This is a genomic window from Acinetobacter sp. COS3, assembly GCF_000475335.1.
Lineage (GTDB): Bacteria > Pseudomonadota > Gammaproteobacteria > Pseudomonadales > Moraxellaceae > Acinetobacter > Acinetobacter venetianus.
In genome coordinates this window covers 94,264-111,616 of sequence record NZ_AXCD01000005.1, presented here as the reverse complement: position 1 = coordinate 111,616, position 17,353 = coordinate 94,264, and the positions used below count along the sequence as shown (strand labels likewise).

Genomic DNA, 17,353 nt, shown 5'->3' with positions numbered 1-17,353 from the left:
GAAATGGGGCATTCAGTAATGGACAGTTTCGATCTGAAAATACGCTATCCACATCATATTGATTTAAAAGATGTAGAGCAGCTTGGGGCACTCAATACCATTGGGGTGTTAACTCGTTTTGATAAAATGGGTTGGAAGCAGCAACTCAGTCGTTGGTTACAATTAGATGGTGCAAGTCCAACTTTTACCATTACAGATGGAAAGACGGAACGGACGATAGAAATTGTCTTAAATACTTATGGTTCAGAGCAAGAGCTGAAGTTTATTGTGAAAACAGATATTCCAGTACTAGTTGATAAAAAGCAGGTATTCGGATTAATTAAGCGTCAGAAAAAAGAAAAGATTCATTTTAATCAATTGTCATTAGTGCAAGTGAAAGCTTATCTCACAGCATTTTTAAAGCAAGACACAGATGCTTTAGCGCGTTATTACCAAGAAAGTAAATACGTGGTCTGATCTTCTGAAAGGGGGAGAAGTATCACTTCTTTAAATTTGGTCTAATTCTCATTGTATTTTATTTAAGTTACGCCAATCTCAACTTTAAGTGAAAATCTATAGAATCCCCCTAAATCCCCCTTTGATAAAGGGGGACTAATTCTGAAATTACTAGAGGTATTGAATTTTTGATGTTCCTCCCTTTTTAAAGGGAGATTAGGAGGGATTTTTAAACATATCAAAAAGTATGTATGTAATTGATATTAAATTATTTTTATATAAGGGTAAGATTGGCTTTTAAATTATAAAAAAGAGCGGCAAAACAGTGATATCTTGCCGCTCCTGAGTAGATCATTTACAAAACATTTTCCACAATCGCGCGAATAACTCCGAGCGCCAAACCGATAAATGCACCTACGATCACACCATTCACACGAATCATATGTAAATCACCACCAACCTCACTTTCGATTTTGGCAATCATTTCTCTTGAGTCCCATTCATGGATGCGTTCGCTGATATAACGAATAATCTTGTCGCTATATTGCTCACTAAAATTGATCGCTAAGCCGACCATTTTTTCATTCAAAACTTGGCGAACTTTTTCATTCTGAATCAAGCTTTCTCCAAGCTGTTGAATCGCAGCCTGCAAGTTGGTTGCAATGCCTGAATCTTCCTGCATTAAATCAGTTTTGATCGCATCACATAAAATAGCGATGGCACCACTGATAAAGTTGAGTACTTGTGGACTATCCAAAAGTGCATCTTTACCATCATTTAAACGCTGGCTCGCTTCACTATTGCCATCTGCAAGTTGTAACATCAGTGAATGCGTTGTCGCTTCAATGTCTTGTCGCCACGGATGCTCTGGATTCGCCAACATGGATTCCACTTTTTCAATCAGTGAATCAATGGTTCTTTGTTGTACATCAATACCGATCCAACTTGCACCTTTTGCCAGTTTCCAAACCCCCAATTCTTGAAAGAGTTTACGGGATAAATCGCGAGCTTCTTCTGGATGTGAAACCATCCATTCATGTGCAAGATCAAGACCTCGTTGTAGAACATCTTGATGGAAATCATTTTCCAAAACGGCACGTAACATTTCGCTGGCAAGCATATTGATTTTGGTACTACGCACCCATTGCACACTGTTATTTTGAACGAAATGTGCGATTTGATCTTGGCTGACAAATTCAAAAATTCTGGGCACAGTATGTTGGATCATCTGTACCACTTGTTTATTATTCTTTGGATTAGCAAGCCATTCGCCCACAGCCAAACTTAAATCTGCATTTTGCAAACTACGTTGAACGACTTGTGGTGATAGGAAATTTTCCTGTACAAAGCGACCCATAGATTCAGCGATACGTGCTTTGTTACGTGGAATAATTTCAGTATGGTCACGCAACAGCTTCGGTAACGGCATTTTCCCAAATGGGTTACGAAATAGAACGGTAACGGCATACCAGTCAGCTAATCCACCAACAACACCTGCTTCAGCGGCAAGCATGAAAATATGGATGATCCATTTATATTCAGGGAGAAAATGTGCCGCGACCATTAAGCCAATCCATGACACCACAGCGATGATTAAGGCCATAGTGGCAAAGTATTTACTTCTTTGCAGGCTAGGTACGTGGATCTCTTCAGCTGAACTCATCTAGTCATCCTTTAAATTCATTTTTTGTTTTCAGGTGGCACAGGTGGTTGTAGAACTTCACCTGTTGGACTCAACCCGTATTTTTGTCCCAAGGATTGCAAGATCAACTGAGCATCAAATGCATCAGGGGATTGTTCCTGAGTCTTGAAACATTCAATAGTATACGACACTTGGATTGGATCAATATTGACCACTTGTGGCATATCATAGAATGGATCAGGCCAAAAGGCTGGATGACGACGATAATAACCATAAGGGTAGTAATTAGGTGTTGGATAAATAACGGCCTGACGTTGAGCCTTGTGGCGTGCATTACTTGGGTCATCCATAACGGTGAAGTAACGGAAGCCATTTTTCACCGTGGTTTGTGCAGCTTTTAATAAGGTAATTTCCTCTGCTGTACCATAACTCAAATTATTATCAGCTTGAAAACCGACTCGGAAAGTTTTGTTATTTAATGGATAAGCGGTAAATTGCCCGAGCTGATCAAAGGTTCTCGGTTGAGTGGGTAAGCTTGCACATCCTGCCACTGTCAAAGCAACAAGGAGTGGGGTGCACATCAATAAACGTTTCATATGCAATTCCTATGGTTTAAAGCCGTGGGAGTAAGGCTTAAAAACTACTATTCGGTTGTGTTAAAAACTCAAGTTCTTCTGCTGAAGAGTCGCGACCTAAAATTTTATTTCGATGTGGATATCGACCAAAACGGTCAATAATCACCTTATGTTTTTTTTCAAAACTGAGATTAATTTCATTGCCTAAGCGTTGAAACAGTTGCAATGCAAATTCATGAATGACTTTTGATTCACTATGCATAAACGGCATATATAAAAAAGAGCGCTGTTCAGGGCTTAACTGAGCATCAAGTTGTAAACTAATTGCTTCTTGTGCCAGTATCAGGGCAATTCCATCATAAGCAAAGGCTTGAGCCTGATCTCGATATAGATTACGAGAGAACTGATCAAGGATAATAATTTCAGCGAGCCGTCCTTCTGCTGTTTTGCGCCATGACCAAAGTTCCCCTTGGCTTGCTTGTTGGTGAATTGTTTGAAAAAGCGCATGAATTTTTGCATCAAATTCATCACTTTTCGCATACCAAAGTGAGCGATGATCTGGATCAAACCAAAAATCTAGAATATCTTGCGCTTGCATGGGTGAGTACTCTTCGGAAGGTTTATTTTCAATAAAATCACAATTTCAGCGTGTCTTATGTAACAAGATTGTGATAAAAATTGCCAAACTAAATCAGATGACTAGCGCAGAATTGTCGTTATAATTGGCATCACAATGCAGTCGTTCCCTTTGATTTGGTCGGCTGATCTTGAATAAGCGAGCATATAAATTATGAATCAACCCAGCACACATTCTTCCTCTGTGATACCAAATTGGGTAGATGCTTCGCTATTAACAGGGATGCTGCGTGGTATAGAGCGTGAAAGTTTACGCATGCAAAGCAATGGATTTTTATCACAAAAAAATCACCCTAAAGCTTTAGGTTCAGCGCTGACGCATCCACATATCACCACAGATTATTCTGAAGCGTTGATGGAGTTTATTACCACGCCACACAACACCATTGCTGCTGCATTAAATGAATTACGTGATATTCATACGGTTGTACATCAACATTTGGAAGCAGGTGAAAAGCTGTGGCCATTATCAATGCCATGTATGCTGGATGATGATGAAGAAAATATTAAATTAGCCCAATACGGCACGTCTAATATTGGGCGTTTTAAGACCTTGTATCGTTATGGTTTAGGTGTGCGTTATGGTCGCCGTATGCAGACAATCTCAGGCGTACACTATAATTTATCTTTCCCTGAAGAATTATTTGCCGAATTAAAGCAACATGAAAGCAATCCTGAGCTAAAGCAACTTAGCCTACAAGATTATCGCAGTCATCGTTACTTTGGTTTGATTCGTAACTTTATTCGTTTAACGCCATTGGTTATGTATTTATTGGGGGCAAGTCCTTCAGTTTGTCGTTGTTTTTTAACCAATCGCCAACATCATTTACAGCCGTTGGTCAAAGGTACACTTTATTTACCAGAGGCAACGGCATTGCGAATGGGGCGTCTGGGGTATCAGAATTCAGCTCAGAAACAATTAGGAATTCATTATAACGACTTGCATGATTATTTAGAGGGATTGCAAAAGGCAGTGCATACGCCGTATCCACCCTTTACTGATTTAGGTTTGAATGATCAAAATGGCGAACCTATTCAGATTAATGACCATGTTTTACAGATTGAAAACGAGTACTACAGCCTTGTCCGTCCAAAGCAAGTGCCTGAAGCTGGAGAGACACCGTCACAAGCATTGAAAAATCGTGGCGTGGGATATGTCGAACTTCGTGCAGTAGATGTGAACCCTTACAGTGAAATTGGGATCGACGAAATAACTGCAGGTTTCTTGGAAAGTTTAGCGCTTTATTGCTTACTGCAAGATAGTCCAGATTTGTTTGATGAAGAACAAGAGCAAGTTGATCGTAACCAAACTGAAGTGGTCAATCGTGGTCGCGCAGCGGATGCCAAAATTGAAGAAGGGCATACAACAACTTCATTACAAGCTTGGGCGCAAAAGCATTTAGATGCCATCAAAGATTGTGCTGTTTTATTAGATCAGATGTCGGCGACATCATTGTATCAAGATGCGCTGAATATTATGCAACAGCGTTTAGATCATGTTGATGAAACACTTTCATCGCATGTGATTGAAGATACTTTGAAGCATGGCGGTACTTGGAATTTTGGTAGCATGATGGCTGAGCAGCATGTCCATCGTTATGATCAACATCAGTTAAGCCAAGAACGAGCTGAATATTTTGAACAGTTAGCGCAAACTTCTTTGCAAAAACAGTCGCAACTTGAACAAGATAACGACACGAGTTTTGAGCAATATCTTGCACAATACCGTTAAAATTTTAGAGGACTTCCCATGCGATGGAATTACCGTTTAGTTAGTGCACTTCTGGTACTGACCAGCATTATTGGTATCTCGTTTGCGTTGTATTTAGAGCATGTTCAAGGTTTAGAACCTTGCCCGCTGTGTATTTTCCAACGTATTGGTCTCATTGGAATGGGGCTAGTGGCGCTGATTGCATTTATTCATAATCCTATTTCAAATGGTTTTAAGCGGTTTTATGCATTATTGGCAACTTTATCAATTGGTTGGTCTGTTGGTGTTGCCGCTCGCCATGTTTGGTTGCAGCATTTGCCACCAGATAAGGTGCCTAGCTGTGGTCCAGGCTTAGACTATTTAGTTGAAGCATTGCCAATGAAAGCAGTTTTCCAAGAAGTGCTTTCAGGTTCTGGTGAATGTGCTGCAATAGATTGGACTTTCTTAGGTCAATCGCTACCTGTTTGGTCGTTTATCTATTTCCTTTTGATTTTATTGGTTTGCTTATGGCAGTTATTTAGAAAGTATCCAAAATAAATATGATTTAGATATTTTAAAGCCCTAGAGATCATGGTGTTTCTAGGGTTTTATTTTTGGTTGAAGATTGAGATCCAGAATTAAAAAAACTACGCATAAGATGTAGACAGATAGGTCTGTTTTTTGTAAAGTGCCGCTGATTATTTACACTATTGATTATAAAAAATGCTTTTTAATATATTTAATGTATTAGAAAAAATGGGGCTAAGTGCACAGAAGCGTGCGATACACGTACAATTTTCTAATAACCTTCTGAATAGTCAGATTTTTCTTCAGAGAATACAAGGGCAGCATCAACTTAATTCAGGTTTAGAGGCTGAATTAATTTGCCTTTCAACCAATGCTCTAATTCCCTTAAAACAATTTATTGGGACGCAGGTTGCAGTTGATCAGGTTACCGACTCAGGACAACTGTTTCGAACCACGGGAATTGTGACAGAGGCCAGTTATGGACAAAGTGATGGTGCTTTAACGCTATATAAATTGACTATAAAAGATGCGACTAGTTTATGGTATAAACGTCGTAATAGCCGAGTTTTTATGAATAAAACGATTGTGGAAATCACAGAAGTTTTATTCAAGGAGTGGCAAGGACGAAGTCCACTTTTTGCAACAAGTTTAAGTCTTGATTTGAGTGGCTTAAGCCAAAATTACGACATTCGTCCATTTGCGATGCAACATAATGAGTCAGATTACGACTTTCTTACACGTTTATGGCGCAGTGAGGGTGTGAGTTGGCTCGTTGATGAAGCTGAACTTTTTGTACTTCATTCGAATATACCTATCAAAGCCCAAAAGCTGCGATTGATTGATGATAATAGTCATTATGAAGCTTTAGCTCGACGTAGTATTCGTTTTCACCGTAGCAGTGCAACAGAATTCCAAGACAGCATTACGGATTTTGTTGCGATACGCAGCTTGCAACCGACTGCGGTGCATGTGCAACGTTGGCAGCCCGATGCTTTAGCACAAGACGAAGGTGCAGGCTCAGTGGATACAACTCATAATCATTCGGAAAGCTTTGATTCTGCCAGCTTAAGCCTTGAGCAAGCATGGCATATTAGCCCAGCTTGGATGCAAGACTTGCAGGGGGAAGACCAAGCCACTCCTTCTGGGAACAGCCAGTTAGAAAAACTGAATCAACAATTCAATGACATGTATGCCAGCCAAGCCAAATACTTTAAGGCTTATAGTACGGTGCGGGATAGCCAAGTTGGTTATTGGTTCAATTTTAGGGAGCATCCTGAAATTGATCTGCATAATGGGGTTGATCAAGAGTTCCTAATTATCGCCAAAAATTTCTATAACCAAAATAATTTACCGAAAGATATTCAGCAACAAGTTAACCAATTATTAAGTCATAGTCGTTGGGAACAACAACGTTATGTGGACGCTGAACGTCAAGGTAATGAACTGACTTTAATTCGTCGTCAAATCAAAATTATTCCTGAGTATGATCCAGAACAGCATCGTGCTATAGCCTATCCACAACGTGCCAAAGTGGTTGGCCCTGAAGGCGAAACCATTTATGTAGATGAGTGGGGGCGTATCAAAGTCCGCTTTCTATTTACCCGTATTGACGATCATGGACATGATGGTGGGGCAGGTAGCAATGACAATGACACTGATTCAGCATGGATCGATGTCCTCACGCCTTGGGCTGGGGAGGGGTATGGTGCACGTTTCTTACCGCGTATTGGTGAGGTGGTAGTCATAGACTTCTTTGATGGCAATATTGACCGGCCTTTTGTCACCGGGCGAATCCATGAAGCGCAGCGTTCACCGACCAAGTTTGATATTAAAGGACAGCTTCCAGATACCAAAAAACTCAGTGGTATCCGTAGTCAGGAAGTTAATGGTAGTGGTTTTAACCAGTTACGTTTTGACGATACGACAGGGCAAATCAGTACGCAGTTACAAAGTAGTCATGCTGCGACACAATTGAATTTAGGTAATTTAAGTCATCCTAAAATTCAAGAAACTAGTAATGGTCGTGGAGAGGGCTTTGAGCTTAGGACCGATGCTTGGGGCGCTGTACGTGCTGGCAAGGGTATGCTGATTAGTACTTATGCCCAAGAACAGGCAATTGCTGATCATTTGGAAGCTGCTCAAGCACAATCATTGCTTTCACAGGGCTATGAAAGCATGAAAATGCTCAGTGAAGTCGCCACTAAGCAGCAGACAGATGCGCTCAATGTCATTAACCGCTTACCGAAGTTTATTCAGTCTTTAGAACTTAAAACCACAGGTCAAGCTCTCGGGAGCACCTTAAATCTATTTAAAGAGGGAATGAGTAATGATCCGATCCATGCCTTGAAGGATTGTGGTGGTTTTATTGAGGATATTGGCGCTCTTGGGGGTGATGCTAAAGGTGTGGTAGAGGAGTTTAATTCATTCTTTAGTGATGCCAAAGATGCGATTGAAAACCTAAAAGAATTTATCGAAAACGTAGAAGAACATGGTGCTGATATTGTCAAAGGTCAGCTTGCTAGTATCAAAGATCGGATTCAGCAAAATCCGTTTGAGGGCATTAAGGAAGTTGGAAAAGTCTTGGCCAATGTCGATATTAAAGATTTTGATCTGATGAGTACTTGTGGGACTTTTAGTAAAGGTAGCAAGCTAGACATCACGCCATCTAAAGCGTTTAGCTCGTTACAGGGCTTTATGGAGGGTTATACCCAAGGCTTAGAAAGTAGTTCTGACGTCAAACAACAAGAGCAGGGCAAGATTTTTCGACAGGCGTTGATGTTGTTAGCATCGCCAAATGGCATTGCTTTGACGACACCTGAAAATATTATTCTGCAAGCTTCGCAAGATATTGCTGAAAGTGCCAGCGGTTCAATTAATTTGAGTGCGCAGAAAAATATTATTGGGCATGCACAAGACAAAATCAGTTTGTTTGCTGCGCAAAAAGGTTTGCGTGCTTATGCAGCAAAAGGAAAACTCGAACTACAAGCGCAGGATGATGCGATTGAAGCAATTGCGAAAAAGGTCATCAAGCTCATTTCTACAGAAGATAAAATCGAGCTTACGAGTCCAAAAGAGATTGTATTAACAGCTGGTGGTTCTCAACTCAAAATTAATGCGAATGGCGTATTTTCAACAACAGGGGGTAAGTTTGAAAGTAAAGCTGGGCAGCATTTGTTTGCGAGTGGAGCCAAGGTTTCTTATGAGGTTCCACAGCTTCCAAATACTGCTATGTATAGTAATAAGTTAGATGTTTATGATTTATTTTGGGAGAGCGGTTTTAGTCAGTTTACTTATAAAGCCTTTATTCAAGAAACAAATTCATTTATCTCAGGAGCCTTAGATGAACATGGACGAACAGGGAAAATTACAAAAGAAGATCCTTACAATATAAAATTTTTAGTTGGAAAAGAGCAAGAACTGTGGGATGTAATTGTTGATGAATGGGATAGTGAGGATTTTACTTTAGGAGTAAAAAATAATGAAAAATAAGTGTTTAGTAACCTTTATTTTATTAGACTTACTAGGGCATCCCATTAAAAATGCTAAATATCAAATAAAAAATGGTAATAATCTCATTGCTGAAGGATTAACAAATTCTAAAGGAGCGATTGTTGATATAAGTAGAGATAAAGGAGTTGTACTTGATGTTTATTTCCAAAATATTTTAAATCAGATGCAACTTATCAGCAGAGTTTGTCTTGAAAAAAGCCATGCTATCGTCAAGTTATATAGTCCATCAGTTTTAATAAAAACTCAGCTGAGAGAGAAAGGGAAAACTGGTCAATATAGTAGAAAAACATATAAAGTGAAAAAGGGTGATACTTTATTAAAGATTTCAAAAGATACAAATTGTAAAATTGAAGAAATTCAAATAATAAATAAAATTAAAGATGCAAATAAAATTTCGGAAGGACAAATACTAAAGTTACCTTTAAACAAAGTAAATAATGGAGAACCAAAGAAAGTAAATAATAGTCCTAACATTAATAATAAAGTTGCTATAAAGGATAATCATGATGATAAAGATGACCATTGGTTTGGTACAATAGTGAAAGCTCCGGATTGGATGCCAGATATTAGTGCAGATAAGATCTATAATCATATCAAAGATCAGATTCTTAATAGTACTGCACCGGAATTAAAAAATATGAATGCTGAAAGTCAAGATACAGGGAATCCAAAACAGAATATATCTAATTATAAACCAAGTGTTATTTTCCCTTTTAAAGTAAAACCTATCAATGATATTGATGGAGAGCTATCAAATTATTATTGGGGTGCTAAACTCAATGATACTAATGCTTCAATGGCAATCTTTGGAAGAAATAGAAGTGGTAATAGAAAGCATGCGGGAAGAGATTTATATAGTAATTGTAAACCTGTCAGCAAAGCAGAAAGTGGCTTTGAAGTAGTTGCTATAGCATCAGGTAAAGTAATAGCTTCGCAAGGATTCTATCTACAAACTAATCAAGTAAGTATTAGGCATAAAACTGATGATGGTAGAGAGTTTGTAATTAGGTATGGTGAATTAGATCCAAAATCAATAACATTAAAAGTGGGTGATCCCGTTAAGCAAGGTCAAATATTGGGCAAAACAGGTGTAATGAAAAATAAGAATGGACCAGCTGCTATACCTATTGCTGGAAAGACAGCACATAATGTTTCAATGCTACATTTTGAATATTTTACAGGCAATGGTTTTTCATTAGATGATGCGTCAAATCTTACAATAAAAGAACATGGACTTTATTCGAGACGTGATGATGTAGCTGATCCTTTAGCAATATTGTTAGAAGGATATAGAAATAGTTTTGATTTACAGTTGCCTCAAACTACTTCTCAGAAATCAATTGGAAATAGAATACCTATAAGCAATTTAACAACAAGTGCAAATGCAAGATTATTTATTCAAGAATGGGAAGGAAAATATTTAACTCCTGATGGGCAAGGAACATACTATTACGATGATTCTAAAGGATATTGTACAATTGGCTGGGGGCATCTCGTTGGTCAATCATCATGTAAAGCTTTAGGTAAAAAGGCTTTAAAAGATTTTATCTCAATATCTCAGGCTAAAACTTATTTTGAAGAAGATGTTTTGAAACATGAAGCTTATGTGAAAAAAGCTATTCAAGTTCCTCTATATCAATATGAATTTGATGCTTTAGTATCGTTAGCATTTAATATCGGGAATATTGCTATTAAAGCTCCAAATTTATGTAAGCTTATTAATGAAAGTAATTATAAAGATGGGCCTAAAGAAATGTTAGATATAAATAAAATAACTGTAAATGGAAAAAAAGTTCCAGATCTCGGTTTAACGAAAAGACGTAATAGTGAATATCAACTGTTTATTAAAGGAACGTACGATGCAAGGCATTAATTTCAATTTTGTTAGTGTGCTATTTGTCTTTAGTTTGAGTTCTTGCTCAAATGCTGCAGATTATAAGCCACAACGGTTAGATGAGAAAACAGCATATAAAAATAGTGAGTATGACCTGAATAGTACATATTCTGATATAAAAAGCTATATTAGTGATAATAAAAACGAAGTTAAGTATCTTGTTGATAATCAACGTTCTTGGTTGAAAAATAGAAATTTAAAATGTAATTTTAATGGGAGAGAAGCAAATAATGAAAATTATGAATGTCTGAGTTATTTTAATAATTCTAAAATTAAAGATTTAAGAATATCATACCTAGGCTTTGATAGTTTAGAAGGCAACTTAATAAAGCCATTTAAGTATAAGGATGGTGTTATAAAAGAGTTAGAAGTAGGTGGGTGTTATTGTAGTGAAAGTACAATTAAAATTTTGAAAAATAAGATTTATATATATCAAGCTTGTAATCAAAAGTTAAATGAACCACGTATATATAATGTGGTTGGTAAGAAAAAAGGTGAATTTTCTGTAGAGTATCAAATTGATACTAATAATAATAACGTACCAGAATTTAATTTAGTTTTTGTTACTAATGGGAAAAATGTTTGGAATATTGTTCCAAAAGTTTTTAGAAAAGAAGACTTGTTGAATTTAAATTTTACAATTGGCTATACAACTGATAAAAATTTGAAAAACAAGAAAATCGATTGCAGTGATTATGAGGAGTAATTCTCTAAATTTTAATTTATTTTGTCTGAGATATAATGAATTTTATGATTAAATATACATGGTGCTTGATCAGTTTGTTAGCTTTTTCAACAGGGGCTAATGCTGAATTTAATATAGAAAATAATAAGAATCAGCCTGCCTATATAAAAATAGGATATAGGAATGTTTTGAACTCAAGCTTTATTTATCCTGATAGTGATAAGAATGTTAACTTAAAAAGGAATACAGTTAATATTCCATGTGAAGATGTTTTAATTGTATTTCAGCCACTATTGAAAAATGATAATAAAATAAAAGGATTGGATTATTATTTTTTAAACTACGAATGTTTTTTGCAATTTGGTGGTGTTAAATACAAACTCCCCTTTATTATTTCTGATGTGGCTGCTGTTGGTGCAAGTATACTTTTTAATGATGATAATATAATTATCTTTTCAGTAGAAAGTTATACAAATCCAGTTTCAAATAATAATTCAAAAAAATTTAAAAGTGATGTTTATGTCCTGAATAAGAAAAATTCAGGCTTATACGCACCTTCTTTTTTGTCTTTAAATAAAAAATTAAAAAATTTGAATGATGTTTCTACGGAGTTTAGTAGATTTATTTCTGCTAAATATGATAAGAATGAAAAAAAATATAATATTTTGTATGAAATTAATAATGCTTTAGAAGATTTTAGCTCCACTGGGAGGGTGGTTTATGAAAAGGCTCCAATTGAATATTCATTCATACTAATTCCTGATAAAAAAACCATTTTTGATAAAAAAATTTTCTGAAAAGAAAAAGGGTAGTAATAATGTTATTTCAAATGATGATAGAGGTGGAATGTATTCTTCTTTTTTAAAGAAAGATATTAATTGAGTTTTTGAAAATTGTTGGTGGTTTTGAGGTAAATAATGAATAAGAAAATAATTTTTCCACTATGCTTAATTTTTATTAGTACTTTACTAGCATGTAGTGATAAGCAGGATACACCACAAATTGATTTAAAGAGCGAACAGAATGTAATGCGTATAGAGGATAATGAAAAACTTCCATTCGCCACAAGTGAACCAAAGGTAACTAATGATAAGTGGTTTGAGAGTAATGATAGTTCTAAAATTGATCAAATATCATGTTCAAATAAGAATATTAAAGAATGGTATACTTTTGATGAAAAGTTAGAACAACCAAAATGTAAGAGTTTAAGTGGTTATAAAATAAAGAATTATCAATGTTCTGTTGAAAAAAATGTATTAGGTTTAAATTCCGATGCAATTAGAATTACCTTAAAAGATAATAGAGTTTTTGCATTCCATTCTCTTGAGCAATGCCAAGATGCTGTTGAAATGTGGGAATCAAATGGGATATAAAATTATAAAAACTGATTAAGGTTTTTAGTTAAAATATTTATATAGAAAATATAATATTATTTATTAAAAATCAAGATTTTAAAGCTTGCCCTAAAATGCATATCCGCAATGCTGTATTGTGAATTATTGTTACTTAATCAGCTGTAAAAATAAACTTTATTTAAAAAGCCCAACTATTTCTTGTTTAATAGATGGGCATTCTCATTTTAAGTCTCAACAATTCCTTCTAGATCATCAAAGGTATAATTATTTGGGACATTGATCATATGTGTTTGAACGCCATCCTCAATAACTTCACCGACTTCTGGATACAACCAACGGGTGATTTGTTCAGCTACACTTGAATGATATTGAATTTCAAAATGATTCAAACCATAGAATACGGCTTTATGCGTGTCAGGTAATTTCAGTTGGAAACGAGGATTAGGGTGTTCACCTAAAGCGCTTTTTACACTGACGAGATAATCCCCAATTACTTTAAGTGCTTTATTTTTTACCTTTTCAAACTCTAAAGTTCCAGCAATCAGGAATGTGTTGATATGTGAGGGTAATGGCGCTGGCTTACGATTGTCATCTGCAAAGCCGATACGTGCGTCATTATGTTCCCAATCATCATCACGAACACTACCATAACGCAGATCGAGTATCCCATTACTACGGACATTCACCAATTGACCGATCAGACTAATAAAAGGGAAAGCACCCAGTTTATCTTGTAAAATAAATCCAAAGCGTTCAAGTACCGCACCATGATGAGGTGAACCGATACAAACGAGGTTCTCAACCATGTGAACCCATTGATATAAGTTCTGTTTTCCATAAAACAATGCACTACGAGAGACTAATCCACCCATACTGTGACCGATTAAATCGATACTGGTAATACGTGGATTTCGTTGTACTAAGTCTTCCAAAACATTTGCAAAACTACGACCATTCGCAGAAATACGACGACCTGTGTTGTAGTTAAGGTACAGCATCGTATTATTGTCACGTTGTGCTAAGAGGCGTTCACCAATCCCACCATAACGTTGATTTGACCAACTTAAATGGTTCATACATAAACCATGTGTCAAAATCACAATACGACCCGTGAGTTCACCTTGTTGTAATGATCCATAATGATCATAAAGCACCATTGGTAAAGCCATTGGATTGTGTTGTTTTAAAAAGAAATCACCAAAGATTCCATTGAGTGCACCAACTACAAAATGAAGGGTTGGATTCAATGGTTTATCATGCAAAACAGGAAATTTCTCAACGATATGGCGTAAACTTGGTGCAAGAAAACTGCTACCGTATTTTTGCAGTGCATCATAAGAAAATTGATAAAATTTCTGTAGTTGCGGCAATTTTTGTAATTTTTTTGCTTTTTGTGCGCTTAAACCAAGTGTAGTCCTTAACACTTCAGTTTGCACCAATTGCACCAATTCGTGAACACCGCTTAAACTTGTGCTCACAAGTTGTGCCAAACCTTCCAAAACATCTGCCTGACTTGGGGGCGTACTGTCCCATTTGCAGTAGGTTTCATGCAGAGGTGTTAAACTTGGCATTTTTATTTCCCCATCCTTGATATATATACCGAAGGTTTGAAGTTATTAACTTATCATTGTTTAGATAAACTACAACAAACTCTTACATCTTATGTCTTTCATAAGTAATTTTTTTAGAATACTGATGAACGGAGTACAGTATCGTTATTTGTGTCGGACAATATTGAGCTTAAATGTAATTTATATTGTTATATGTTTATCTGTTAAGCAGAATAATGTGATTTATTTCACAGCAAGTCAAGTTGTTGTCTATTTTGGTGCGTATGGAAATTATATATTTACACGGCTTCCGTAGTAGTCCGATGTCTATAAAAGGGCAACAATTGAAACATTATTGTGCAAAATTAGGCGATGTGCATGTTCATCTCCCTGATTTAAATCTTTCTCCAGATCAAGTGATTAAACAAGTTTCTGCCTTGATTGAGACATTACAAAATCAAAAAGTTGTGTTGGTAGGGAGTAGCTTGGGAGGTTTTTATGCGACATACTTTGTCGCCAAATATGCTTGTCCAGCTGTACTGATCAATCCTGCTATGCAACCATGGCAATTATTTCAAGATTTATTTGGGATTGAGCAAATACCACTCAAAGTCACCGAATCATGGACACTTGATCATGATCAATTGCAGCAATTACAATCGATTGCTGACACGAAGTTACATCATGCTGATAAAATTCTCGTGCTATTGCAGCAAGGCGATGAGGTCTTGGATTATCGTCAAGCACAACGTTATTATAGTGCAGCACGTCCATCCTCATTGATTTTAACCGACGCTAATGGTAATCATGCAATGGATGATTTTGAAGAAAAATTACCCTTAATTCTCGAATTTTTATCGGCAGCCATCCAATAAGGAAGTCAGACCCAGTGACACAATACACGGCACAATCCCTTGAAGTTCTTTCTGGTTTAGATCCTGTTCGTCGTCGACCAGGCATGTATACCGATACCTCGCGTCCAAACCATTTGGCGCAAGAAGTGATCGATAATGCTGTGGATGAAGCACTCGCAGGACATGCAAGCCAGATTTGTGTCACGGTTTATGAAGATGGTTCTTTATCAGTAGAGGATAATGGGCGTGGCATGCCTGTTGATATTCATCCTGAATATGGGCAAAGTGGTATTGAGATTATTCTGACCAAGCTGCATGCAGGTGGCAAATTTAGTACCGATAATTATCAATTCTCGGGTGGTCTACACGGTGTTGGGATTTCCGTGGTCAATGCTTTATCTACGCGTGTTGAAGTTGCCGTTCAACGACAAGGCAATTTGTATCAGATGGCCTTTGAGCAAGGCGAACCTGTTGCCCCTTTATCCGTATTGGAAGGTAAAGTTGCAAAACGTGCGACGGGAACAACAGTACGTTTCTGGCCAGAAGCCAAATATTTTGATAGTCCAAAATTTGCATTAAAAGCACTAAAACATAATTTAAAGGCCAAAGCCGTTTTAGCGGCAGGTCTCAAAATTACTTACGACGATAAGATTAATAAAGAAAAGATTGAGTGGCAGTTTGAAAATGGTCTAGTTGACTATTTAATGGATGAGTTGGAAGACCGAGAGATTTTACCAAGTCCTGCATTTGTGAGCAGTGGGCAAGCAGAACGTGCTGCATGTGAATTTGCGATCTGTTGGAATGTCGAAGGTGGTGAACAAATTCAAGAAAGTTACGTCAACTTGATTCCAACAGCACAAGGTGGTACTCATGTGAATGGGTTACGTTCAGGTGTAACCGAAGCTTTACGTGAGTTTTGTGAGTTACGCAGTTTGTTACCACGGAACGTCAAACTTTCTGCTGAAGATGTTTGGGATGGTGTGAATTTCATTTTATCTTTGAAATTTCAAGAACCTCAGTTTTCGGGTCAAACCAAAGAGCGTCTATCGAGTCGTGAAGCATCGAATATTGTTTTGAATATTGCCAAAGATGCCTTTGCTTTATGGTTAAACCAACACCCCGAGATTGCGACACAATTGGCTGAGATGGCGATTGCTAAAGCTGGGCGTCGTCTAAAAGCTGCAAAGAAAGTTGAGCGTAAGAAAATTGTTGCAGGGCCAGCCTTACCTGGAAAATTAGCAGATTGTGTGGGCTTAACGCGTGAAGACAGTGAATTATTTATTGTCGAAGGGGATTCTGCGGGTGGCAGTGCCAAGCAAGCGCGTGATAAGAATTTCCAAGCGATTATGCCGATCCGTGGAAAAATCTTAAATACATGGGAAGTATCTTCAGATGAAGTATTAGCTTCACAAGAGGTACATGATATTGCCATCGCCATCGGTGTTGATCCAGGCAGTGATGATCTTTCGGAATTACGTTACGGTAAGATTTGTATCCTTGCTGATGCAGACTCGGACGGTTTACATATTGCGACGTTGCTTTGTGCCTTATTTGTGAAACATTTCCCTGCCTTAGTCGAAGAAGGTCATCTTTTTGTGGCGATGCCACCGCTGTTCCGTATCGATATTGGTAAAGATGTGCACTATGCCTTGGATGATGACGAACTTGAAACCATCTTGAAAAAGATCAAAGGCAATAAGAATCCACAAATCACCCGATTTAAAGGATTAGGTGAGATGAATGCCAGTCAGCTACGTGAAACGACAATGGACCCGAATACACGTCGTTTGGTGCAATTGGATTTAGATGATGCACATTTAACTGCTGGTTTGTTGGATAAGTTACTTGCGAAAAAACGTTCAGCCGATCGTAAGCATTGGTTAGAACAAAAGGGTAATTTAGCGGATATCGTGGTGTGATACCGGATCAAAAATAACTTTTAAGAGCCAAGCACATGCTTGGCTTTTTTTCTTATTAATATTATTGAGTCTTTTATTGA

General features: G+C 37.2%; 13 protein-coding genes and 1 pseudogene. 10 read left to right on the top strand and 4 right to left on the bottom strand.

What is annotated here, in order from left to right:
* Positions 1-18: 18 nt before the first annotated feature.
* Positions 19-456, top strand: a complete 438-nt coding sequence (locus tag IO68_RS20175) for a hypothetical protein (protein ID WP_023012718.1) — start codon at positions 19-21, stop codon at positions 454-456.
* A gap of 334 nt (positions 457-790) precedes the next feature.
* Here the strand turns inward: IO68_RS20175 and IO68_RS20170 are convergent, their stop codons facing one another.
* The 3 genes from IO68_RS20170 to IO68_RS20160 are packed head-to-tail and all read right to left on the bottom strand — an operon-like array spanning position 791 to position 3,250.
* Positions 791-2,098, bottom strand: coding sequence for a DUF445 domain-containing protein (locus IO68_RS20170; RefSeq protein ID WP_023012717.1), 1,308 nt, complete (start codon positions 2,096-2,098; stop codon positions 791-793).
* A gap of 17 nt (positions 2,099-2,115) precedes the next feature.
* The gene (locus IO68_RS20165; RefSeq protein ID WP_023012716.1) at positions 2,116-2,673 is read right to left on the bottom strand and encodes a CC0125/CC1285 family lipoprotein; all 558 of its coding nucleotides are present in this window, start codon (positions 2,671-2,673) and stop codon (positions 2,116-2,118) included.
* A gap of 37 nt (positions 2,674-2,710) precedes the next feature.
* Complete coding sequence (locus IO68_RS20160; RefSeq protein WP_023012715.1) at positions 2,711-3,250, bottom strand: DUF924 family protein; 540 nt, start codon at positions 3,248-3,250, stop codon at positions 2,711-2,713.
* Positions 3,251-3,442: 192 nt separating this feature from the next.
* Between IO68_RS20160 and gshA the strand changes: the two genes are divergently transcribed.
* The 7 genes and pseudogenes from gshA (at position 3,443) to IO68_RS20125 (ending at position 12,968) form a co-directional block, all read left to right on the top strand.
* Positions 3,443-5,020, top strand: coding sequence for a glutamate--cysteine ligase (gshA, locus tag IO68_RS20155; RefSeq protein ID WP_023012714.1), 1,578 nt, complete (start codon positions 3,443-3,445; stop codon positions 5,018-5,020).
* Between the two features lie 18 nt (positions 5,021-5,038).
* Entirely contained in the window at positions 5,039-5,536 is a 498-nt protein-coding gene (locus IO68_RS20150; RefSeq protein ID WP_007481429.1) for a disulfide bond formation protein B, read from the top strand.
* Positions 5,537-5,701: 165 nt separating this feature from the next.
* Positions 5,702-8,995, top strand: coding sequence for a type VI secretion system Vgr family protein (locus IO68_RS20145; protein WP_023012713.1), 3,294 nt, complete (start codon positions 5,702-5,704; stop codon positions 8,993-8,995).
* Positions 8,985-10,889, top strand: coding sequence for a glycoside hydrolase family protein (locus tag IO68_RS20140; RefSeq protein ID WP_023012712.1), 1,905 nt, complete (start codon positions 8,985-8,987; stop codon positions 10,887-10,889). The genes IO68_RS20145 and IO68_RS20140 overlap by 11 nt, the downstream gene beginning before the upstream one ends.
* Positions 10,876-11,616 (top strand): lysozyme inhibitor LprI family protein, encoded by a 741-nt coding sequence (locus IO68_RS20135; protein WP_023012711.1) that lies wholly within the window; start codon positions 10,876-10,878, stop codon positions 11,614-11,616. Before IO68_RS20140 ends, IO68_RS20135 begins: the two co-directional genes overlap by 14 nt.
* A gap of 44 nt (positions 11,617-11,660) precedes the next feature.
* Positions 11,661-12,477: pseudogene (locus IO68_RS20130) on the top strand (hypothetical protein).
* 35 nt (positions 12,478-12,512) lie between these two features.
* The gene (locus IO68_RS20125; RefSeq protein ID WP_023012709.1) at positions 12,513-12,968 is read left to right on the top strand and encodes a hypothetical protein; all 456 of its coding nucleotides are present in this window, start codon (positions 12,513-12,515) and stop codon (positions 12,966-12,968) included.
* A 206-nt stretch (positions 12,969-13,174) separates the two neighbouring features.
* Here IO68_RS20125 and IO68_RS20120 read toward each other — a convergent pair whose 3' ends face one another.
* The gene (locus tag IO68_RS20120) at positions 13,175-14,521 is read right to left on the bottom strand and encodes a hypothetical protein (RefSeq protein WP_007481419.1); all 1,347 of its coding nucleotides are present in this window, start codon (positions 14,519-14,521) and stop codon (positions 13,175-13,177) included.
* Positions 14,522-14,784: 263 nt separating this feature from the next.
* On the opposite strand from IO68_RS20120, the gene IO68_RS20115 reads away from it, so the two are divergent.
* A complete protein-coding gene (locus IO68_RS20115; RefSeq protein WP_031234688.1) occupies positions 14,785-15,375 on the top strand; it encodes a YqiA/YcfP family alpha/beta fold hydrolase in 591 nt (196 codons plus the stop codon).
* A 14-nt stretch (positions 15,376-15,389) separates the two neighbouring features.
* Entirely contained in the window at positions 15,390-17,273 is a 1,884-nt protein-coding gene (parE, locus tag IO68_RS20110) for a DNA topoisomerase IV subunit B (protein WP_023012707.1), read from the top strand.
* Positions 17,274-17,353 lie beyond the last annotated feature (80 nt).